We start from the raw sequence: 19,645 nt of genomic DNA, 5'->3' as shown, positions 1-19,645 counted from the left end.
TGGAAGGAGTAAATCGTAGCTTACGGCGACGGGGCTACGAGGCGCGAGACAGGGAAGCATTCTCTTCCCTGATGATATAGTCTGATCTCCGACCGAAAGGCGGAGAGCTAGGCAGAAATGACCTAGCCCACTCGTGAAAGCGAGTGAGTAACAATGTGCGCGGCGCCCAAATGATTATGCTTGCCGACTGGCACCCGGACATTATCGAATTCATCGTCTCGAAAATGCAAAACCCGCGCATTTTGCGCTACCTGCTCGAAAATATGGAAGACGAAGGCATCAAAAAAGCAGCGCGCGACAAGCTGAAATTCACGCCGCTCACCGAGCGGGAGCGGGCGATGTACGAAGCGATCGTCCGATACAAGAACGCGCCTGACTACGGCGGTTTCACTGAGGAAATCATCAAAGACGCCGAAGAAAAACTGCGCACCGGCGGTACATATACAGTGCACAACCCAGACTTTTTGACCGGTGCGAACATTTCCGTCTGCTTGACGAAAGAGTTCATGGAAGCGGTCGAAAAGGACGAAGAATACGCGCTCCGCTTCCCGGACGTGGAAACCTATTCCGAAGAGGAAATGCGCATTTACAACGAAAAATGGCATGAAGTCGGCGATGTACGCGAATGGGAGAAAATGGGCTATCGTGTCCGCGTCTACCGGAAAATCCGCGCCCGCGAACTGTGGAAGCTGATCAACATTTGCGCGACGTATTCGGCCGAGCCGGGCATTTTCTTCATCGACAACGCCAACGAAATGACGAACGCCCGCGCGTACGGGCAAAAAGTCGTTGCGACCAACCCGTGCGGGGAACAACCGTTGGCACCGTATTCGGTGTGCAATCTGGCCGCCATTAACTTGGCGAACATGGTGGACAAAGAACGGAAGGTCATTGACTACGAAAAACTGAAACGCACGGTCGAAATCGGGGTGCGGATGCAAGACAACGTCATTGACGCCACGCCGTACTTCCTTGAGGAAAACAAAAAACAAGCGCTCGGCGAGCGCCGCATCGGCCTTGGCGTCATGGGGCTTGCAGACTTGCTCATTTACTGCGAAAAAGCATACGGCTCTGAGGAAGGAAACCAGCTCGTCGATGAGCTGTTCCGCACGATCGCCACGACCGCATACCGGGCATCGATCGAGCTGGCGAAAGAAAAAGGCAGCTTCCCGTTTCTTGTCGGCGAAACGGAGGAAGAGACGCGCAAGCTGCGTGAAGCGTTCATCAACACCGGCTATATGAAACGGATGCCGGAAGATATTCGTCAAGATATTTTGAAATACGGCATCCGCAACTCGCACTTGCTGACGGTGGCGCCGACAGGATCGACGGGAACGATGGTCGGCGTCTCAACCGGGCTTGAGCCGTACTTCTCGTTCTCGTACTACCGGAGCGGGCGCTTGGGCAAATTTATCGAAGTGAAAGCGGACATCGTCCAAGAATATTTGGACAAACACCCGGAAGCCGACCCGAACCACTTGCCGCCTTGGTTTGTGACGGCGATGGACTTGCCGCCGGAAGCGCACGCCGATGTGCAGTGCATCATTCAGCGCTGGGTCGACTCGAGCTTGTCGAAAACGGTCAACGCGCCAAAGGGCTACACCGTCGAGCAAGTGCAAAAAGTGTACGAGCGTTTATGGCGCTGCGGTGCGAAAGGCGGAACCGTCTATGTCGACGGCAGCCGCGATGCGCAAGTGTTGACGTTAAAGGCTGAGGAGAATCAGATCGAGGAGCAGCTCGAATTGCTTCCGGAGGAACTCGAAGAAAAAGAAACGAAACGCCCCGTCGTGCTCGTTGATACGATTCAAGATGTGCGCGCCACCGATGTGACAATCGGTTCCGAAATCGGCAATATTTGCCCGATTTGCCGCGAAGGGACGATCGAAGAGATCGGCGGTTGCAACACGTGCACAAGCTGCGGCGCGCAGCTGAAGTGCGGCCTGTAATGGCGATACGGATGGGTTTGGATGGATGAAACGCTGGTTTCCGTAGAGGAACCGGCGTTTTTTTTTACATAAAAGGCAAAAGCAAAAATATAGTGGTAAAAGGAGGGAACGAAAGGGGGAGCGTCATGATTGTTCATGTCGTCCAACGCGGGGAGACGCTTTGGCAGTTGGCTCAGCGCTACGGCGTTCCACTCGAGCGGATTGTCGCCGCCAATGAACTGAGCGACCCGAACCGGCTCGCTGTTGGGCAGGCGGTTGTCATTCCGGTGCCGTATCGATACCATACGGTCCGCAAAGGGGAAACGTTATGGCAAATCGCCCGTCAGTACGGAGTGGCGGTTGAAGCCATCGTGCAGGCGAACCGAGTCGCCAACCCGGCGCTCATTTATCCAGGCGCTGTGCTATTGATCCCGGCTCGCCTTCATACGGTGCGCCCCGGGGAAACGTTAGGGCAAATTGCCGCCACCTACCAGGTCAGCGTCCAGCAAATCATTGAGTTCAATCCAATCGCCGATCCCAATATGATCGTCCCCGGACAGCGGCTCATCATCCCGCCGGCGAAGCCGCTCATCGAGGTGAACGCATTTACGGTGGACCAAGGGGAGAAAGGAGCGGAGCAAGTGCGCGAAGTCGGCCGCCATTTGACATATGCCGCGCCATTCGCCTACACGATCCGCGCCGATGGCGGGCTCAATCCGATCAATGATACGGCATTCATTCAGGCGGCTTATGCCGCCCGTGTCGTGCCGATGATGACGATCACGAACTTTACGTACCAAGACCCGGGCTCGAGGCTGGCGCAGACGATTCTGGCCGACGTTGCGCTGCAAACGCGATTGCTTGACAACGTCATTCAAGTAATGCGAGCAAAAGGGTACCGCGCGTTGAATGTCGATTTTGAAAATGTCTATCCGTCCGACCGCAAGCGGTATAACGAGTTTTTGCAGCGGGCGGCCAACCGGCTTCACGCCGAAGGGTATGTTTTATCGACGTCGCTGGCGCCCAAAATAAGCGCTGAACAAAAAGGGCTGCTGTACGAAGCGCACGACTACCCAGCCCACGGACGCATCGCCGATTTTGTTGTCCTTATGACCTATGAGTGGGGCTACCGGTTTGGGCCGCCGCAAGCCATTTCGCCGGTGAATCAAATTCGGCGCGTGCTCGATTATGCGGTGACAGCCATTCCGCGTAGCAAAATCATGATGGGGTTTCAAATTTATGCCCGCGACTGGGTGCTGCCGCACGTGCAAGGGCAAGAGGCGGAAACGTTCAGTCCGAAAGAGGCGCTAGAGCGCGCCATTCGCTACGGGGCGTCCATCCAATACGATGCGGCGGCGGCTTCGCCGTTTTACCGCTACACGGACGAACAAGGGCGTCAGCACGAAGTATGGTTTGAAGACGCCCGCAGCGCGTTGGCGAAATTTGAATTGGTGAAAGAATACGGATTGCGCGGGATCAGCTACTGGGTGCTCGGGTATCCGTATCCGGAAAACTGGGTGCTGTTAGAAGACAATTTCCGCATTCGCAAGCGGGGATAAGCGGTTCGAGCGTATGCGCCGATCATGGGGCATGCGCTTTTACTTTGTTTCTTGGAGTTCGAGCCGCTTTTTTAGTTGATAAATTTCCAGATCGTGCTGGCCGATCTTATGGTTTAAATATTCAATCGCAATGTTCGCGTTGCGCCAATCATGTGACAATATCTCGAACATGCGCCGATGGTCGGCCAGCTCGTCCTCAATTTTTTTGAAATGGCTGCGCGTCTCGATGATGAAATGATCCAACTTTTCCTCGAGGCGTTGTTGCTGTTCTTCGAGGCGCTGTTGTCGTTCTTCGAGGCGTTGTTGTCGTTCTTCGAGGCGTTGTTGTCGTTCTTCGAGGCGTTGTTGTCGTTCTTCGAGGCGTTGCTGTCCGGCTTCTAGGCGGTCGAGACGTTCATGAATGGGCTGCAACTCCTCTTTCAGAACCGAGCGAAGCAATTCGACAAGTTCGTGAGACATTTCTCATATCCCCCCTTCGGTTTAATTTTATTATATCATTGCGTCCACTAGGTGTCATGACGAATCTCAAAGGTGTGCGAATGTTTTGAAAGGAAATCAGTATGTTGGAACATGATCAATGGCCGAGAATGCCGGCAAATCGTTGCTGAAACCGACGGCCATGCCCGCTGGTTTCGCTGGGAGGCGGATGGATGTGGATGAGGAGCGACAATGAGACGAAAAAAGAATTCCAAATAAAGTAAGATAACGACTCCCCCGTTCCCGTCCATACTAACCATAAAGATGGACGAAATGGGGGAAACGATGAAACCGTTTGTGCCCAAGCTTGTGTATTTCGAGCCGGAGGCGTTGTCGTATCCGCTCGGAAAGGTATTGCTCGCTTTTTTCCATCGGCTCAGGTGCAGTATTTTACGTAATATCCCCATCATGGTATAATGGGATTGATTGCTATTTTTTGTTTGCCTAGGCGGCCGACTGCGGCAGAAAAGCTGAAAATAGAGCTTTCTCATCTATATAGATGCAACGAAAACGTTTAACATATCCTTGACGGAAAAGTCGCTTATCCATTTTTCGACTGTCGAGGGCAAGCTGTAGGCTTCTCCATCACGCCAAGGCGTGACAGTCGATCAAATGCTCGGTAAAAGCTGCAAATGTTAAAGCTTCAAATTGCATCTATATCGTTTTTATTGGTTCATCAACACGCCTGTTTCATGAGAGATGCTGACGGCCGCTGCACTTGTCTGCGGCAGACAAACGTGATGGGAGGGGACAAACGTTGCCGACACCAAGCATGGAAGATTATATTGAGCAAATTTACATTTTGATTGAAGAAAAGGGCTATGCCCGCGTCTCTGACATCGCTGAAGCGTTGTCCGTCCATCCCTCCTCGGTGACGAAAATGGTGCAAAAGCTCGATAAAGATGAGTATTTAGTGTATGAGAAATACCGCGGACTCGTCTTGACGCCAAAAGGAAGAAAAATCGGCCAGCGGCTCGTCTACCGCCATGAGCTGCTTGAGCAGTTTCTCCGTTTGATCGGTGTCAGCGAAGAAAACATTTACCGCGACGTGGAAGGGATTGAACACCATTTGAGCTGGAACGCCATCGACCGGATCGGTGATTTGGTGCAATATTTTCAAGAGGACGAACGCCGCCTTGAAGCGCTGCGCGATGTCCAAAAGCGCAATGAACAAGGAGAGTAAGCTGAGGCTTGCTCTTTTTTGTTTGCCGTACTAAACGCCGCTTCTTTCTCTTACATATGTATAAAGAGCGAGAAAGGGGAGGCAGCGGTGGACATTGACATCGTCTTTTCCGGCGGCGGGGTGAAAGGGTTTGCGTTGCTTGGGGCGTACGAAGCGATTGAGGAAAAAGGGCTGCGCTGGAAGCGGCTCGCCGGAACGAGCGCGGGATCGCTGCTTTCGGCGCTGTTGGCGGCGGGCTACAGCGCCCGCGACATCGCCCGACTGCTTGAGGAGTTGGAGTTGGAGCAGTTTTTGGATGAACGGCCGCTATGGATTCCGTTTCCGCTTTGGAAATGGGTGCGCCTGTATTGGCATCTTGGGCTGTATCAAGGAAAGGCGTTTGAGCGGTGGCTCGAGGCGGCGCTCGCCGCCCGCGGCGTGCGGACGTTTCAAGATGTGCCGGCCGGCAGTTTGTATATCGTCGCTTCCGACGTGACGAACGGGCGCATCGTCGTGCTGCCGGATGATTTAGCCATATACGGCATTGACCCTGGGTCGTTTTCCATCGCCAAGGCGGTGCGGATGAGCATCAGCATTCCTTATTTCTTTGAGCCGGTCCGCCTCCGCGGGCGAAACGGTGTATCCCTCATCGTCGACGGCGGGGTGTTGAGCAATTTTCCGCTGTTTTTGTTTGATGAGGAAAAGAAGAAAAAACGGCCGGTGCTCGGCGTTCAACTAAGCCCGAAGCCAGGCGAGCGGCCGAAACGAATCATCGCCAATGCCCTCGACTTGTATGAAGCGCTGTTTGCGGCGATGAAGGAGGCCCATGATGCCCGCTACATTTCGCGCCGCCATGAAAAAAACATCGTCTTTTTGCCAGTGGACAACGTCATTTCCACCGAATTTTCCATTGATCCGGAAGCACGCCGGCGCCTGATCGATTACGGACGCGAGCGGACGCGGCAGTTTTTGCGACAATGGGTGTACTAGACAGGAAAGCGGCATATATGGCACACCTCTGCCGACGATTTTTAGATGAACGGCGGGGGCAAACAAAAAAGAATCAAGCTAAAACGAAGCTCGATTCTTTTTTTTGCCTTTTTTGCCCTCGATCACGGTCAAGTGCGGAATGGCCGTCCGTTTTTTCAGCGGCCGCTTCAGTTTCGCCGGCTTTGCTTGTTTGCGCCCGGAGCGGGGATGGAGCTTTTTCGACTGCCGCACCGCCTTTAAATACGATAACCGATCTTTATCGGTGCGGCGTTGGTATATGAACCGGTAGAAGAGATAAATGGCGGCTAAAAACAGCGCGACAAACAACAGCTGGCGGAACAGCACTGTCGGATGGGCAAAAAGGGTATAGACAATGCCAAGCGTTCCAAGCAAAATCATAAGCCCGACAAGCGGATGAATGGCCCGGCGCCGCAATGAGTCCACCCCCTTTGATCGATTACTGCACCGCTTGTTTCCTTTCGGCTTCCGCTTCCAAATGGAGAAGCCGCTGAAACGAGGCGATGGCCACTTCCACTTGGTCATCGTCCGGTTCTTTTGTCGTCAACCGCTGCAGCCATAGCCCGGGATAGCCAAGCCAGCTTAGCAGCGGAATATCCCTCAATTTATTTGTAAACTGCAAGACTTCAAACGAAACGCCAAGCACGACAGGAATTAAGGCGAGCCTGTTTGCGATTCGCAGCCAAAGCGGATCCGTCGGCACGAACAAATAAAGGAATAAGCTGATAATGACAGTAAATAAAATGAAGCTGCTGCCGCATCGGTAGTGAAGGCGCGAGGCGCGCTGGACGTGCTCAACAGTGAGCGGCCACCCCGCTTCAAAGGCGTTGATGACTTTATGTTCCGCCCCGTGGTATTGGAACACGCGCCTAACAAGCGGCGTCAACGAAATAAAGTAAATGTAGCCGAGCAAAAGAGCAAGCTTAAAGGCTCCTTCAAGCAAAATTTGCCCCATTTTCCCCGGTACGAGCGGTTTAAAGGCGTCGGCGGCGAGCGCCGGAACGAGCGTAAAAATGGTTTTGGCGAATAAAAACGATAGCACGCCGATGACGGCGGCGCCGAGAATCAGCCCGAATTTGGAGCGGCTTTCTTCGGCGGCCTGTTTTTCGTCCGAGGACGCCTCATATTGTTCGCTGGCAAACTGCAAATGCTTGGCCCCGTTCGCACTCGCTTCAATAATGGCGACAATGCCGCGGACAAACGGAATTTTCTTCAGGGCAGCCAGCGTCGGATGGCTGCGGCGAGGCAGCGTAAAATAGTCAATCGTCCCATCATGGCGGCGAATAGCGGTGACTGAGTGCGTCTTGCCGGCAAACATCACCCCTTCAACGACCGCTTGGCCGCCGTATAACGGTTTCTCCATTGATTTCATAAGGCCAACACCAACCTATTTTTTATTTTATTATTTTATTCTACAAGAAACATCCGGAAACCTCTAGGTTGATGCTACTATTATGATTTCCAAAAAATCCATGATTTACACAAGAGCGGTCATTTTTTTCGCTTGATTCATGGGACGGTCGGCTTTCGGTCATACTAACAGACAAGGAGGTGCACGATGATGGCGGAACAAAAAGGGAAGCTCGAGCAAGAGAAGACGGAGCGGCCGATGACGCTCATACAAAAAACGATCATCATCGGGTTTGTCGGCGGGGTGTTTTGGAGTTTGATCGGCTATTTGTCCTATTTTTTCCATTTCAGTGAAATCAGTCCGAACATGTTTCTCATCCCGTGGGTTGCCGGGGACTGGAAATATGGGAAAGCCGGCAATTATGCGGCCATCGTGCTGATCGGCATCATTTCCATTGCGGCGGCGCTTTTGTATTACGCGTTGTTGCGAAACATCTGCGGCATGTGGGCTGGGATTTTATACGGCGCTGCGCTTTGGATGATTGTTTTTTATTTGTTTAATCCCCTGTTTCCAAACGTTCAGCCGGTGGCCGACTTGGAAATCAATACGATCGTGACGACGCTTTGTTTGTACATTTTATACGGCGTGTTTGTCGGCTATTCCATCTCGTTCGAAACACAAGAAATGAATCGGCTGTCCTCAAGCTCGGGGAAGGAGGCGGCGAACGAAGGAAGCTGACGCCGCATTTTGGCCCTGAAAGCAAGTGTCAAGCGGACGCCTGGCGGAAACCGTCACCTTTATGGTAAAATTTAAAGGAAGTTTTGGCATGCCTTTCGCATCATGGCGGACGTTGCGTAAAACCGGCGCGCCTATATAAGGCCGCTTGTGTCGCCTTGGCCACAACGATTTTCTGTTCCTGTTGCCGGCGGCAGGGGGAGTACATTTTCTGGGAAGAGGAGACGGGAACATGGAAAAGCTGGAAAAGCTTCGGGAGCTTCTTGACGAGCAGCATATCGACGGGCTGTTAGTAACAAACGGCTACAACCGCCGCTATTTGACCGGGTTTACTGGCACGGCCGGCGCTGTACTTGTCAGCCGTCAAGGGGCGGTGTTGATTACGGACTTCCGCTACGTCGAACAAGCATCGAGGCAAGCCCAAGGGTTTGAAGTCGTCCAGCACAGCGGGCCGATTATCGAAGAAATCGCCAATCAGGTGAAGCGACTTGGCATCAAGAGGCTTGGCTTTGAGCAAGAACATGTCACCTATGCAGCATATAAGTCGTATGAAGAAGCCATCCGCGCTGAACTTGTGCCGACGTCTTGGCTCGTAGAAAAATTGCGCTTGATTAAGTCAGAGGCAGAGATTAAGATATTAAAGGAAGCAGCAGAAATCGCCGATGCGGCGTTTTCGCACATTTTGTCGTTCATCCGTCCAGGCGTTAAAGAAATCGAAGTGGCGAATGAGCTAGAATTTTTTATGCGCAAACAAGGGGCGTCTTCGTCCTCCTTTGATACGATCGTTGCCTCCGGCTACCGTTCGGCGCTGCCGCACGGGGTGGCGTCAGAGAAAACGATCGAGCGCGGCGAGCTCGTCACGCTTGATTTCGGGGCTTACTATAAAGGGTATTGTTCCGATATTACGAGAACGGTCGCTGTCGGCGCCATTAGCGCGGAGCTGCGGACGATCTATGACATCGTTCTTGAAGCGCAGCAACGAGGCATGAACGGGCTCAAGGCAGGCATGACCGGCAAGGAAGCCGATGCGCTCACGCGCGATTACATCCGCGAAAAAGGGTATGGCGACTATTTCGGCCATTCGACCGGCCATGGGATTGGATTGGAAATTCACGAAGGGCCGACGCTTTCGTTCCGTTCGGATGTCGTGCTTGAGCCAGGCATGGTTGTCACCGTCGAGCCGGGCATTTACATCCCGGGGCTTGGCGGGGTGCGCATCGAGGACGATACGGTCATCACTGCTGACGGGAACGAAGCGCTCACCCATTCGCCAAAAGAACTGATCATTTTATAATGGATTGCGTGAGGAGGATTTCGGCTAATGATTTCAGTCAACGATTTTCGCACAGGACTTACGATTGAGGTGGACGGCGAGATTTGGCGCGTCCTTGAATTCCAGCACGTCAAGCCGGGCAAGGGGGCGGCGTTCGTCCGTTCGAAGCTGCGCAATTTGCGCACCGGCGCCATTCAGGAGCGGACGTTCCGCGCCGGCGAAAAAGTGAACCGGGCGCAAATCGACACACGCAAAATGCAATATTTGTACGCCAACGGCGACCAACACGTTTTTATGGATATGGAAACGTACGAACAAATCGAGCTGYCGGCGAAACAAATCGAGCATGAACTGAAGTTCTTGAAAGAGAATATGGAAGTATTTATTATGATGTACCAAGGCGAAACGATCGGCGTCGAGCTGCCGAACACCGTTGAGCTGAAAGTCGTCGAAACAGAGCCGGGCATTAAAGGTGACACCGCTTCTGGCGGTTCGAAGCCGGCGAAGCTCGAAACTGGCCTTGTCGTTCAAGTGCCGTTTTTCGTCAACGAAGGCGACACGCTCATCATTAATACGGCCGACGGCACGTACGTTTCGCGGGCGTAAGCGCAAGCCCGACAGGCACCGTCTCGGACACCTTCCGGGGCGGTGTTTTTTTATGCGCAAAATGGGCGCCGTTTTGCTCTCCCCCATCGTTTTCCTCAGTAAAAACTTCTTCTGAAACGGCTTGTTTTCGCATACGTTTGTACTAATCGATCCCATTTGGCAAAACAGGAGGGGAACATGAAACATTGGCTGCGATCGATCGACCCGTCTGTTATGGCCATGGCTGGCATGCGGATGGTGTCCGCGTTCATTGAACTGAGCGCGGCGCTGTTGATGCTTGTGTTCAATGACGTGAAAAAAGCGCTTGCCGTTAACGCGGTGCTCGCTGTCGTCGGTCCAACCGTCATGATGGTGACCATGGCGATTGGACTGCTTTCGCTTGCGGACGAGCTCTCGTTTTCCCGGCTTGGGCTTGTGGCGCTCGGGATAGCGCTCATTTTGTTCGCGATTTACAAGTAAGGCATAAACGGCGCATTCCGCCCATACATATGAACTAGTCCACAAGAAAAGGGGGAGGGCCATGGAAGCGGTGTGGGGAATTTTGCCGAAAACGGTCGCCGCCGCGTTGCAGCACCATCTTCCTTCATGCCGCCGCGGAATTGAAGAAATCCGCATCCGCGTCTCCCGGCCGCTTGAGGTGATCGTCGACGGAACGGCCCGATTGCTGCCGTATGAAGTGACGAAAGAAGACGGCGTGCATTTGCTCAACAAATTGAGTCATTATTCGATCTATGCCGTCGAAGAAGAGCTGAAGCGCGGATTTATGACGATTGAGGGGGGGCATCGCGTTGGGCTGGCCGGCAAAGTCATTACTGAAGGGGGCAAGGTGAAAGCGATCCGCGATGTTTCCTCGTTTAACATTCGCATCGCCAAGGAACAGATCGGCATCGCCGAGCCGCTGATTCCGTATGTGTACGACGGCCGCTGGCGTCATACGATGATCATCGGCTCGCCGCAGACGGGAAAAACGACGCTCCTGCGCGATGCGGCGCGCTTGATTAGCAGCGGGACGAGGCGCATTCCGGCGCAAAAGGTGGCGATCGTTGACGAACGATCGGAAATCGCTGGCTGTGTGAAAGGGATTCCTCAGTTTTCGTTCGGCCCGCGCCTTGACGTGTTGGACGCTTGCCCGAAAGCGGAAGGGATGATGATGATGATCCGCTCGATGAGCCCTGATGTCATGATTGTCGACGAAATCGGGCGCGAGGAGGACAGCGAGGCAGTGCTTGAAGCGGCCAATGCTGGCGTCTCTGTATGGACGACTGTGCACGGCCGCAACATCCAAGACGTCTGGCAGCGTCCGACGCTCGGACCGGTGATGGAACAAAAGGTGTTTGAACGGTTTATTGAGCTGACGAACATTCCCCATCCCGGCTCAATCCGACGCATTCTCGACGCTGGCGGAACGGTGCTGTATGAAAGGGCGGTGGTCCATCGATGAAATGGTTTGGCGCTCTGTTGATTCTCGCCGCCTCAACATGGCTTGGGTTTGCCGCCGCCCGCGTGTTGCACGAGCGGCCGCTCCAGCTCCGCCAGCTGAAAGCGGCGCTGAGGGCGCTTGAGGCGGAAGTGATGTATGGCCATACGCCGCTTGCCGACGCCGCTATGCATCTCGCCCGGCAAACGGCCGCCCCGCTGTCCGAGCTGTTCAAGCGGTTTGCCGCCGCGTTATGCACAGAAGAAACGAGCGCCGCCGAGGCATGGGAAAAAAGCTTGCGAGCCGTATGGGGAAAAACCGCTCTAAAGCAAGGAGAATTTGAAGTGATGAAACAATTTGGCGCCACGCTTGGCCAATACGACCGGCTCACCCAGCAAAGGCAAATCGCGCTGGCGCTCGCCCATCTTGAGCGGGAGGAAGCGGAAGCGCTAGACAACCAGGCGCGCTACGCCAAGATGGCGAAAAGTTTAGGCGTGTTGGCCGGCCTGCTGCTCGTCATTTTACTCATGTAGACAGGAGGCAGAATCATGGGCATCGATGTCGATCTCATTTTGAAAATCGCCGGCGTCGGCATCGTCATCGCGTTTTTGCATACGGTGCTCGATCAGATGGGGAGGAAAGAATACGCCCAATGGGTGACGCTGCTCGGCTTTATTTATATTTTGTTTATGGTCGCTTCCATCGTCAGCGACTTGTTCCAAAAAATCAAGGATGTCTTTTTGTTCCGCGGGTAGGAGGGATCGGCCATTGACATTTTGCAAATCGTCGGCCTCGGGTTGATCGCGACGTTTTTGGTCGTGTTGCTGCAAGAGCAAAAGTCGAATCTGGCCTTTTTGTTGACCGTGTTTGTCGGCTGCACCATTTTTCTGTTGTTGGTCGATCAAATCAGCAGCATTTTGGCGATGTTGCGAAAAATGGCCGAAGGCGCCCATATTCAGATGGTGTATTTAGAGACGATGCTGAAAATCATCGGCATTGCCTACATTGCCGAGTTCGCCGCGCAAATTTCCAAAGACGCCGGCCAAGGGGCGATCGCCGCCAAAATTGAGCTCGGCGGCAAAATCGTCATTTTGGCGCTGGCTGTTCCGATTTTAACCGCGATCATCGAAGCGGTCATCGGCCTCATCCCGTCGGCGCGCTAAAGGGGGGAACGGATTGAAGCGAACAGCGTTCCTTATTGTTGGGCTGCTTTCTCTCTTTTTTTGTCCGTTGGTCGTACAAGCCGCAAGCGATGGACCGTCGGTCAGCGAGCAGCTTGCTCAGCTCGATGTGAGCGATATCCGCCGCTATTGGGAAACGATCGTCAGCGAGTATGGAGGGTTTTTGCCGGAAAGCGAGAAAGGGCCGCTCACCGATTTTTTAAGCGGCGACAAGCAATGGTCGCCGGCCGAATGGCTGAAGGCGCTCGCCCGCTATTTGTTTTATGAACTGCAGGTGAACGGCAAACTGCTCGGCACGCTCATTTTGCTTGCTGTCTTCAGCACGGTGCTGCAATCGCTGCAAAATGCATTCGCTCAGCAGGAAGTAAGCAAAATCGCCCAGGCGGTCGTTTATATGGTGCTCTTGTTGATAGCCTTAAACAGCTTTCGCCTCGCGGCGGATTATGCGCTTGAGGCGGTGCGGACGATGAGCCATTTCATCATCGCCCTCGTTCCGCTGCTGCTCGCCCTGCTCGCCACTTCCGGCGGGGTCGCGTCGGCGGCGTTTTTCCACCCGATCATTTTGTTTGTGATGAACACCACCGGCACGGTCGTTGAATACGTCACCTTGCCGCTTTTGCTTCTGGCCGCGTTGCTTTCTGTCGTCAGCACGCTCAGCGACCGTTACAAGGCGACTCAGCTCGCCGATTTGCTCAACAAAGCCGCCCTTGGTTTGCTCGGCCTCATTTTGACCGTGTTCCTTGGCGTCATGTCCGTGCGAGGAGCGACAGCGGCCGTGGCTGACGGCGTGGCGCTCCGGGCGGCGAAATTTGTCACCGGCAATTTCATCCCGGTCGTCGGCAAGCTGTTCACCGATGCCGCCGATACGGTCGTCGCCGCTTCCATGCTGTTGAAAAATACTGTCGGGTTGGTCGGGGCGGCGATTTTGTTAATGATCGCCATCTTTCCAGCGGTGAAAATTTTCGCCATCGTCATCGTCTACAAACTATCGGCTGCTCTTCTGCAGCCGCTTGGCGGCGGACCGGTATTGTCCTGCCTCAACATCATCAGCAAAAGCATCGCCTACGTGCTGGCGGCGCTGCTCATTGTGTCGCTCATGTTTTTCTTAAGCCTCACCGTCATGGTGATGGCCGGGAACATTACGATGATGGTCCGCTAGGGGGAGCGCTATGCAGCTAGTCATTGAGTGGGTGACAAACATCATTTTGTTTTTGTTGTTTGCTGTCATCATCGATTTTTTGCTGCCGTCGGGGACGATGCAAAAATACGTTAAAATGGCTGTCGGGCTTATGCTCGTTCTTGTGATGCTCGCCCCGGTGCTCCGGCTCGCTTCCGTTGATCCCGAGCAGCTCGTCGCGTCGGCGTTCGTTCATTTTTCCAACGGCCGTGAGGGGGAAGAGGCGATAAAAAATCAAATCGAACAGCAGAAAAAAGAAATACAAGCCTCGCAACGCGCATATATTTTAAAACAAATGGCTGTCCAGCTCGAAAACGATGTCAATGAGGAGTTGATGGAAAAGTATGGGCTGAAAGCGGATGTCAACGTTTACGCCAAGCCAGGCGACGACTGGCGCATGCCGGATGACATCAAGACGATTGAGGTCGTCCTTTCGAAACAGAAGTCAGCCGGTTCGGTGGAACCGGTTGTCATCGATACGACGAAGCCGCCGGCTTTGCCGGAGGGCGATGCTTCGCTGGCAGAGGAGGTGCGCGCTTTTCTCGCCGGCCGATGGGAAATCGATGAAGATAAAATTGACGTGCAATTTAGGGGGAGGGAATAGAGGGGGGATGTTGCCGCTCATCAAACGGCTCTTTTCTTCAGCGCCGAAAGACGGGGAAGGAGCACAGAAAAAATGGCCGTTTTCGTACGTCGTCGTCCTGCTGTTGGCCGGCGTCGCCTTGATGGCGGCAAGCCATTGGGCAAACAGTGGAGAGGAAGCCGAAGCGAAGCCTTCCGCCGGGCAGCCGTCCGCTCCAGCCGAGCCGGCGTTCCTGGCAAGCAAGGAGACGAAAGAGAAAGTGATCGCCGCCTATGAGGAGCGGTACGAAAAAGAACTGAAAGCCGCGCTTGAGGCGATCGAAGGGGTCGATGATGTCACTGTCGTCGTCAATCTCGATTCCACGGAGTTGAAACTGTATGAGAAAAAGCGTTCGACCCAGCAGCAGACAACGGAAGAGAGCGACAAGGAAGGCGGGAAGCGGACGATCGAAAACGAGTCGACCAATGAAGAAGTCATCATTATTCATAACGGCGAAGAAGAAACGCCGCTTGTCGTCGCCACGAAAAAGCCGGACATCCGCGGCGTGCTCGTTGTCGCCAAAGGGGCGGACAATTTGCAAATCAAAAAATGGATCGTCGAGGCGGTGACGCGCGTGTTAAACGTTCCGAGCTACCGCGTCGCTGTCTTGCCGAAAAAATGACCGGGTAAGGGGAGGAGATCGGCATGTTGAAAAAACAAACCGTATGGCTGCTAACGATGTTGAGCTTGGTCGTTGTGCTGTCGGTCTATTATGTGACTGCGCCAAAAAATATGAACGACAGTCCGGCATTTACCGCCAACGAGAAAACGGAAAAAACAAACGATCAGCCGAGCGTTGCTGTCGAAGAGGCGAAAAAGCCGTCCGCGTCTGGCGAAACGGGCGACGACTTGTTTACGGCGCTGCGCATGAAAATTGAGGATGAACGGAGCCGGCTGCGCGATGAGCTGAACGCCATTGTCGCTTCAGCGAACGCGACGGCGGAAGAAAAAAATGAAGCGCTCGACAAAATGGAAAAATTGCAAGCATTGTCCGAAAAAGAAGCGACGTTGGAGACGCTCATCAAATCAAAAGGCGGTTATGAAGACGTGCTCGTGCGCGCCGATGACAACCAAGTGCGCGTGACGATCAAAGCGAAACAAAGCTCAGCCAAATCGGCGAACGAAGTCATTCATATGGTGAAAAAAGAAATACCCGATGCTGAATACGTGACGGTTGAGTTTCAGCCGGCTGGATGAACGCGCTGCTCTTTAGGGCAGCTTCTTTTTTGCGGAAAAGTCTTTTGTTTGTCCTACGATTGTGTGTATAATCGTTATGAACACGTTTGAGCACCGCCTGCTAGGAACGGGCCACGATACTTGGAGAAAGGTGTGAGATCGATGAAAATTCAAGAAATCCGTGAATTGATCCGCTTGGTCGACCAGTCCTCGATCGACGAATTCGTGTACGAACAAGGCGAAACAAAAGTACATATGAAAAAAGGAACGGCTGCTGTTGCCGTTGCGTCGGCCGCGGCCGCACAGACGGCGGTCGTACAGCCGGCGCCTGCCGCTCCGGCAGCGGTCGAACCGGCTCCGGCAACTGCCCCTGTTCAAGCGGCGGCCTCGGAAGCGCCGGCGCCGAAGGCGGAAACGCCGGCGGCCAAAGAAGCGAAGCCGGCTGTTGAAGGCAACTTGCATCAAATTACTTCGCCGATGGTCGGCACGTTCTACGCAGCGCCGGCGCCGGACAAGCCGCCGTATGTGAAGCCAGGCGACAAAGTGAAAAAAGATACGGTCGTTTGCATCATCGAGGCGATGAAGCTGTTTAATGAAATTGAAGCGGAAGTCGATGGCGAAATTGTCGAGGTGCTGGTGCAAAACGGCCAGCTCGTCGAATATGGCCAGCCGTTGTTTTTAGTCAAGCCTGAATAAGGGAGAGAACGGACGATGATCAAAAAAGTGTTGGTGGCGAACCGCGGGGAAATCGCCGTCCGCATCATCCGCGCCTGCCGCGAGCTTGGGATTGAGACGGTCGCTGTCTTTTCGCAAGCCGACCGCGACGCTTTGCACGTGCAGCTGGCTGATGAGGCGTACTGCATCGGGCCGACCGCTTCGAAAGACAGCTATTTAAATTTCACAAACATTATGAGCGTCGCCACGCTGACCGGCTGTGACGCCATCCACCCTGGTTACGGGTTTTTAGCGGAGAATGAAGCGTTCGCCGAGCTGTGCCGCGAATGCAACGTAACATTTATCGGCCCAAGTCCGGAAGCGATTGCAAAAATGGGCATTAAAGACATCGCCCGCGAGACGATGCGCGAGGCGGGGGTGCCGATCGTGCCCGGGTCGCGCGGGGTCATCGAAAGCCTTGATGAGGCGCGGGCGATTGCCGAAGAGATCGGCTATCCGGTCATCATTAAAGCGACGGCCGGCGGCGGCGGGAAAGGGATCCGCGTCGCCCGCGACGAACAAGAGTTGATCAAAGGCATCAACATCACCCAGCAGGAAGCGGCGACGGCGTTTGGCAACCCGGGCGTCTATATTGAGAAATATATCGAAGATTTCCGCCATGTTGAAATTCAAGTGCTCGCCGATTCATACGGCAATACGATCCATTTGGGCGAGCGCGACTGCTCGATCCAGCGCCGGCTGCAAAAACTGGTCGAGGAAGCGCCGTCGCCGGCGCTTGACGACGAGATGCGCCGGAAGATGGGCGAGGCGGCGGTCAAGGCGGCGAAAGCGGTCAACTACACCGGCGCCGGCACGGTTGAATTTATTTATGACCACCGGAACAAGCAATTTTACTTCATGGAGATGAATACGCGCATTCAGGTCGAGCATCCGGTCACCGAACTGATCACCGGCGTCGATTTGGTCAAGGAGCAAATCCGCATCGCCGCCGGCGAAAAGCTGTCGATCACCCAAGATGACGTCACGTTTAACGGCTGGGCGATCGAGTGCCGGATCAACGCCGAAAATCCAGCGAAAAACTTTATGCCGTCACCGGGGAAAATCGCCATGTACCTGCCGCCGGGCGGCCCGGGCGTTCGGGTGGATTCCGCCGCCTATCCAGGCTATACGATTCCGCCGTATTATGATTCGATGATCGCCAAATTGATCGTCCATGCACCGACGCGTGCGGAAGCGATCGCCCGCATGAGACGGGCGCTTTCGGAGTTTATCATCGAAGGCATTCATACGACGATTCCGTTCCACATAAAATTAATGGAGCATGAGAAATTTCAAAGCGGCGAGTTTAATACGAAGTTTTTGGAGTTATATGATATTATGAAGGCAGAATAGGAGGTGCCTTATGTCTGAGCATGTCTTTGAAACAGAGCAAGCGTACCCGGCGCTCGGCAGGGTGGAAATTGCACCGGAAGTGATTGAGGTGATCGCTGGCATCGCGGCGTCGGAAGTCGACGGCATCGCGCAAATGCGCGGCAATTTCGCCGCCGGAGTCGCCGAACGGTTTGGAAAGAAACACCATGGCAAAGGCGTCAAGGTTGATTTGCGCGACGACGGCGTCGTCATCGATCTTTATTGCCTCGTCCAGTTTGGCGCATCGATTCCCAACGTAGCGAAAAAGGTGCAGGAAAACGTGCGCCAGGCGCTTTGGAACATGACCGGCCTCGAGGCGAGCGAAGTGAACGTTCATATCGTCGGCATCCAGTTTGAGGGCGGCAAGCAGGAACAAGGCGTGGTCGAACAGTGATCTCGCAAGGCAGCTGCTTTTTCGGCAGCGGCCTTTTTGTTTTTTTGGCCAAAGTTTGTTATTGTAATGAACGAGGCCGTTGGCGCAGCCAACGCCAGCGCGAATGATTTGTGGGAAAAGGCTGGTTTTTTCCGAAAAATATGATATGATTTCATTGTGAATGTTCGTTTTTTGGAAAGGGGGACCGCCATGAAGCGGCATGAAGCACGGGAAAAGGCATTGCAGGCGCTGTTTCAAATCGATGTCGGACGCATTCCTCCAGACGAGGCGCTCCACAATGTCACAGGCGGCGGCGACATCGACCCGTTTTTGCGCCGGCTCGTCTTTGGCGTCGTTGAGCACCAGGAGGAGATTGACGAGCTGTTGCGCGCCAATTTGGAAAAATGGACGCTTGAACGCGTCGCCAACGTTGACCGCGCCATTTTGCGCATGGCGACGTACGAGATGAAATACGCCGATGATGTGCCGGTGAGCGTCAGCCTCGATGAGGCGGTCGAGCTGGCGAAAAAATTCGGCGATTGGAAATCCGGAAGTTTTATAAACGGCGTGCTTTCGAAAGTGAAAGCGGCGCTGCAAAAATAAAACCGGCTGCATCGCGGGCTGATATCGAACGATGAACGAGGAGAGGGGAACGAAACACGATGACAGCACAAATCATTAGCGGAACGGAGATGGCGAGAACCATTCGCACCGCATTGGCGGATGAAGCCGCACAGTTGAAAGCGGACGGCGTTGAGCCGGGGCTGGCCGTCATTCTAGTCGGCGACGATCCGGCGTCGCATTCGTATGTAAAAGGGAAACAAAAGGCGTGCGCTGAAGTCGGCATTCGCTCCTTTCTTTACACGTTTCCGGCGGCGACCGAGGAGGAGACGCTGCTTGCGAAAATCCGCGAGTTAAACGCCGATCCGGCGGTGCACGGCATTTTAGTGCAGCTGCCGCTGCCGGATCACATTCGCGAATGGTCGGTCATTGAAACGATTGCACCGGAAAAAGATGTCGATGGGTTTCACCCGATCAATGTCGGAAAAATGATGATCGGCCAACGGGCGTTTCTCCCGTGCACTCCGCATGGCATTTTAGTGATGGTGCAATCGGCCAGCATTGACATCGCCGGCAAGCACGTCGTCGTCGTCGGCCGCAGCAACATCGTCGGCAAGCCGGTTGGCCAGCTGTTTTTGCGCGAACATGCCACGGTCACCTACACCCACTCGAAAACGCCGGATTTGGCCGCCATCACTCGACAGGCTGACATTTTGATCGTCGCTGTCGGCAAGGCGCGCCTCATCGGCCCGGAACACATCAAGCCCGGGGCGGTCGTCATCGACGTCGGCGTCAACCGGCTTGAGAACGGCAAATTGTGCGGCGATGTCGATTTTGACGCTGTGAAAGAAGTGGCTGGCTATATTACGCCGGTGCCGGGCGGAGTCGGGCCGATGACGATTACGATGCTCTTGCACAACACGATTGAAGCGGCCCGGCAGCTGGCCGCAAAGTGAG

23 protein-coding genes and 1 pseudogene are annotated in these 19,645 nt (G+C 54.2%); 21 read left to right on the top strand and 3 right to left on the bottom strand.

Features of this window, described 5'->3' with window-relative positions; translation table 11 throughout:
• Positions 1-158: 158 nt before the first annotated feature.
• Positions 159-1,946 (top strand): annotated as a pseudogene (locus tag B1A75_RS14180) (vitamin B12-dependent ribonucleotide reductase); the annotation flags it as partial.
• 125 nt (positions 1,947-2,071) lie between these two features.
• Positions 2,072-3,484, top strand: a complete 1,413-nt coding sequence (locus B1A75_RS14175) for a glycoside hydrolase family 18 protein (RefSeq protein ID WP_074043490.1) — start codon at positions 2,072-2,074, stop codon at positions 3,482-3,484.
• A 39-nt stretch (positions 3,485-3,523) separates the two neighbouring features.
• On the opposite strand, the gene B1A75_RS14170 is transcribed toward B1A75_RS14175, so the two are convergent.
• Positions 3,524-3,943, bottom strand: coding sequence for a hypothetical protein (locus B1A75_RS14170; RefSeq protein WP_079936391.1), 420 nt, complete (start codon positions 3,941-3,943; stop codon positions 3,524-3,526).
• A gap of 775 nt (positions 3,944-4,718) precedes the next feature.
• On the opposite strand from B1A75_RS14170, the gene mntR reads away from it, so the two are divergent.
• Both mntR and B1A75_RS14155 read left to right on the top strand, forming a co-directional pair.
• Positions 4,719-5,144 carry a transcriptional regulator MntR gene (gene mntR, locus B1A75_RS14160; RefSeq protein ID WP_011231898.1) on the top strand — a complete coding sequence of 142 codons (426 nt, stop codon included), beginning with the start codon at positions 4,719-4,721 and terminating at the stop codon, positions 5,142-5,144.
• An 87-nt stretch (positions 5,145-5,231) separates the two neighbouring features.
• Positions 5,232-6,113 carry a patatin-like phospholipase family protein gene (locus tag B1A75_RS14155; protein WP_074043489.1) on the top strand — a complete coding sequence of 294 codons (882 nt, stop codon included), beginning with the start codon at positions 5,232-5,234 and terminating at the stop codon, positions 6,111-6,113.
• 78 nt (positions 6,114-6,191) lie between these two features.
• On the opposite strand, the gene B1A75_RS14150 is transcribed toward B1A75_RS14155, so the two are convergent.
• Together B1A75_RS14150 and B1A75_RS14145 are read right to left on the bottom strand one after the other, a co-directional pair.
• Positions 6,192-6,548, bottom strand: coding sequence for an SA1362 family protein (locus B1A75_RS14150; protein ID WP_074043488.1), 357 nt, complete (start codon positions 6,546-6,548; stop codon positions 6,192-6,194).
• A gap of 22 nt (positions 6,549-6,570) precedes the next feature.
• Complete coding sequence (locus B1A75_RS14145) at positions 6,571-7,494, bottom strand: DUF1385 domain-containing protein (RefSeq protein WP_176202421.1); 924 nt, start codon at positions 7,492-7,494, stop codon at positions 6,571-6,573.
• A 195-nt stretch (positions 7,495-7,689) separates the two neighbouring features.
• On the opposite strand from B1A75_RS14145, the gene B1A75_RS14140 reads away from it, so the two are divergent.
• The 17 genes from B1A75_RS14140 to folD all read left to right on the top strand — a co-directional run bounded on the left by B1A75_RS14140 (position 7,690) and on the right by folD (position 19,644).
• Positions 7,690-8,220: a YqhR family membrane protein gene (locus tag B1A75_RS14140; protein WP_079936390.1), complete on the top strand. Its 531-nt coding sequence runs from the start codon at positions 7,690-7,692 to the stop codon at positions 8,218-8,220.
• A 229-nt stretch (positions 8,221-8,449) separates the two neighbouring features.
• Positions 8,450-9,511: a M24 family metallopeptidase gene (locus B1A75_RS14135; protein WP_074044307.1), complete on the top strand. Its 1,062-nt coding sequence runs from the start codon at positions 8,450-8,452 to the stop codon at positions 9,509-9,511.
• A gap of 27 nt (positions 9,512-9,538) precedes the next feature.
• The gene (gene efp / locus B1A75_RS14130; RefSeq protein ID WP_079936389.1) at positions 9,539-10,096 is read left to right on the top strand and encodes an elongation factor P; all 558 of its coding nucleotides are present in this window, start codon (positions 9,539-9,541) and stop codon (positions 10,094-10,096) included.
• A gap of 177 nt (positions 10,097-10,273) precedes the next feature.
• A complete protein-coding gene (locus tag B1A75_RS14125) occupies positions 10,274-10,555 on the top strand; it encodes a YqhV family protein (protein WP_074044306.1) in 282 nt (93 codons plus the stop codon).
• A gap of 61 nt (positions 10,556-10,616) precedes the next feature.
• Positions 10,617-11,537 carry a stage III sporulation protein AA gene (gene spoIIIAA, locus B1A75_RS14120; RefSeq protein ID WP_011231890.1) on the top strand — a complete coding sequence of 307 codons (921 nt, stop codon included), beginning with the start codon at positions 10,617-10,619 and terminating at the stop codon, positions 11,535-11,537.
• Positions 11,534-12,046, top strand: coding sequence for a stage III sporulation protein SpoIIIAB (gene spoIIIAB / locus B1A75_RS14115; protein ID WP_079936388.1), 513 nt, complete (start codon positions 11,534-11,536; stop codon positions 12,044-12,046). The genes spoIIIAA and spoIIIAB overlap by 4 nt, the downstream gene beginning before the upstream one ends.
• 15 nt (positions 12,047-12,061) lie before the next feature.
• Positions 12,062-12,268: a stage III sporulation protein AC gene (spoIIIAC, locus tag B1A75_RS14110; protein WP_011231888.1), complete on the top strand. Its 207-nt coding sequence runs from the start codon at positions 12,062-12,064 to the stop codon at positions 12,266-12,268.
• Between the two features lie 21 nt (positions 12,269-12,289).
• Positions 12,290-12,676, top strand: coding sequence for a stage III sporulation protein AD (gene spoIIIAD, locus B1A75_RS14105; protein WP_012820577.1), 387 nt, complete (start codon positions 12,290-12,292; stop codon positions 12,674-12,676).
• Between the two features lie 13 nt (positions 12,677-12,689).
• Positions 12,690-13,853 carry a stage III sporulation protein AE gene (spoIIIAE, locus tag B1A75_RS14100; protein WP_074044302.1) on the top strand — a complete coding sequence of 388 codons (1,164 nt, stop codon included), beginning with the start codon at positions 12,690-12,692 and terminating at the stop codon, positions 13,851-13,853.
• Positions 13,854-13,863: 10 nt separating this feature from the next.
• Positions 13,864-14,475 carry a stage III sporulation protein AF gene (gene spoIIIAF, locus B1A75_RS14095; protein ID WP_074044301.1) on the top strand — a complete coding sequence of 204 codons (612 nt, stop codon included), beginning with the start codon at positions 13,864-13,866 and terminating at the stop codon, positions 14,473-14,475.
• A gap of 7 nt (positions 14,476-14,482) precedes the next feature.
• Positions 14,483-15,115, top strand: a complete 633-nt coding sequence (spoIIIAG, locus tag B1A75_RS14090; protein WP_011231884.1) for a stage III sporulation protein AG — start codon at positions 14,483-14,485, stop codon at positions 15,113-15,115.
• A 23-nt stretch (positions 15,116-15,138) separates the two neighbouring features.
• Positions 15,139-15,690: a SpoIIIAH-like family protein gene (locus tag B1A75_RS14085; protein ID WP_074044300.1), complete on the top strand. Its 552-nt coding sequence runs from the start codon at positions 15,139-15,141 to the stop codon at positions 15,688-15,690.
• A 141-nt stretch (positions 15,691-15,831) separates the two neighbouring features.
• Positions 15,832-16,365, top strand: a complete 534-nt coding sequence (accB, locus tag B1A75_RS14080) for an acetyl-CoA carboxylase biotin carboxyl carrier protein (protein ID WP_074044299.1) — start codon at positions 15,832-15,834, stop codon at positions 16,363-16,365.
• A gap of 15 nt (positions 16,366-16,380) precedes the next feature.
• The gene (gene accC / locus B1A75_RS14075) at positions 16,381-17,736 is read left to right on the top strand and encodes an acetyl-CoA carboxylase biotin carboxylase subunit (protein ID WP_074044298.1); all 1,356 of its coding nucleotides are present in this window, start codon (positions 16,381-16,383) and stop codon (positions 17,734-17,736) included.
• Positions 17,737-17,746: 10 nt separating this feature from the next.
• Entirely contained in the window at positions 17,747-18,148 is a 402-nt protein-coding gene (locus B1A75_RS14070; protein WP_074044297.1) for an Asp23/Gls24 family envelope stress response protein, read from the top strand.
• 189 nt (positions 18,149-18,337) lie between these two features.
• Positions 18,338-18,730 (top strand): transcription antitermination factor NusB, encoded by a 393-nt coding sequence (gene nusB, locus B1A75_RS14065; RefSeq protein WP_074044296.1) that lies wholly within the window; start codon positions 18,338-18,340, stop codon positions 18,728-18,730.
• 59 nt (positions 18,731-18,789) lie between these two features.
• Positions 18,790-19,644 (top strand): bifunctional methylenetetrahydrofolate dehydrogenase/methenyltetrahydrofolate cyclohydrolase FolD, encoded by an 855-nt coding sequence (gene folD, locus B1A75_RS14060; protein ID WP_079936387.1) that lies wholly within the window; start codon positions 18,790-18,792, stop codon positions 19,642-19,644.
• Position 19,645 lies beyond the last annotated feature (1 nt).

The sequence above is a fragment of the Geobacillus sp. LEMMY01 genome (assembly GCF_002042905.1).
Classification (GTDB): Bacteria; Bacillota; Bacilli; order Bacillales; family Anoxybacillaceae; genus Geobacillus; species Geobacillus proteiniphilus.
Note: the sequence above shows the minus strand (reverse complement) of the source record. Positions and strands in the feature narration are given on the sequence as shown.

Coding starts and splice junctions, on each gene's coding strand:
- B1A75_RS14175 (WP_074043490.1), top strand. CDS start 2,072: ATGATTGTTCATGTCGTCCAACGCGGGGAGACGCTTTGGCAGTTGGCT.
- B1A75_RS14170 (WP_079936391.1), bottom strand. CDS start 3,943: ATGTCTCACGAACTTGTCGAATTGCTTCGCTCGGTTCTGAAAGAGGAG.
- B1A75_RS14145 (WP_176202421.1), bottom strand. CDS start 7,494: ATGGAGAAACCGTTATACGGCGGCCAAGCGGTCGTTGAAGGGGTGATG.
- B1A75_RS14140 (WP_079936390.1), top strand. CDS start 7,690: ATGATGGCGGAACAAAAAGGGAAGCTCGAGCAAGAGAAGACGGAGCGG.
- B1A75_RS14135 (WP_074044307.1), top strand. CDS start 8,450: ATGGAAAAGCTGGAAAAGCTTCGGGAGCTTCTTGACGAGCAGCATATC.
- B1A75_RS14125 (WP_074044306.1), top strand. CDS start 10,274: ATGAAACATTGGCTGCGATCGATCGACCCGTCTGTTATGGCCATGGCT.
- spoIIIAA (WP_011231890.1), top strand. CDS start 10,617: ATGGAAGCGGTGTGGGGAATTTTGCCGAAAACGGTCGCCGCCGCGTTG.
- spoIIIAB (WP_079936388.1), top strand. CDS start 11,534: ATGAAATGGTTTGGCGCTCTGTTGATTCTCGCCGCCTCAACATGGCTT.
- spoIIIAC (WP_011231888.1), top strand. CDS start 12,062: ATGGGCATCGATGTCGATCTCATTTTGAAAATCGCCGGCGTCGGCATC.
- spoIIIAF (WP_074044301.1), top strand. CDS start 13,864: ATGCAGCTAGTCATTGAGTGGGTGACAAACATCATTTTGTTTTTGTTG.
- spoIIIAG (WP_011231884.1), top strand. CDS start 14,483: ATGTTGCCGCTCATCAAACGGCTCTTTTCTTCAGCGCCGAAAGACGGG.
- B1A75_RS14085 (WP_074044300.1), top strand. CDS start 15,139: ATGTTGAAAAAACAAACCGTATGGCTGCTAACGATGTTGAGCTTGGTC.
- accB (WP_074044299.1), top strand. CDS start 15,832: ATGAAAATTCAAGAAATCCGTGAATTGATCCGCTTGGTCGACCAGTCC.
- accC (WP_074044298.1), top strand. CDS start 16,381: ATGATCAAAAAAGTGTTGGTGGCGAACCGCGGGGAAATCGCCGTCCGC.
- B1A75_RS14070 (WP_074044297.1), top strand. CDS start 17,747: ATGTCTGAGCATGTCTTTGAAACAGAGCAAGCGTACCCGGCGCTCGGC.
- nusB (WP_074044296.1), top strand. CDS start 18,338: ATGAAGCGGCATGAAGCACGGGAAAAGGCATTGCAGGCGCTGTTTCAA.
- folD (WP_079936387.1), top strand. CDS start 18,790: ATGACAGCACAAATCATTAGCGGAACGGAGATGGCGAGAACCATTCGC.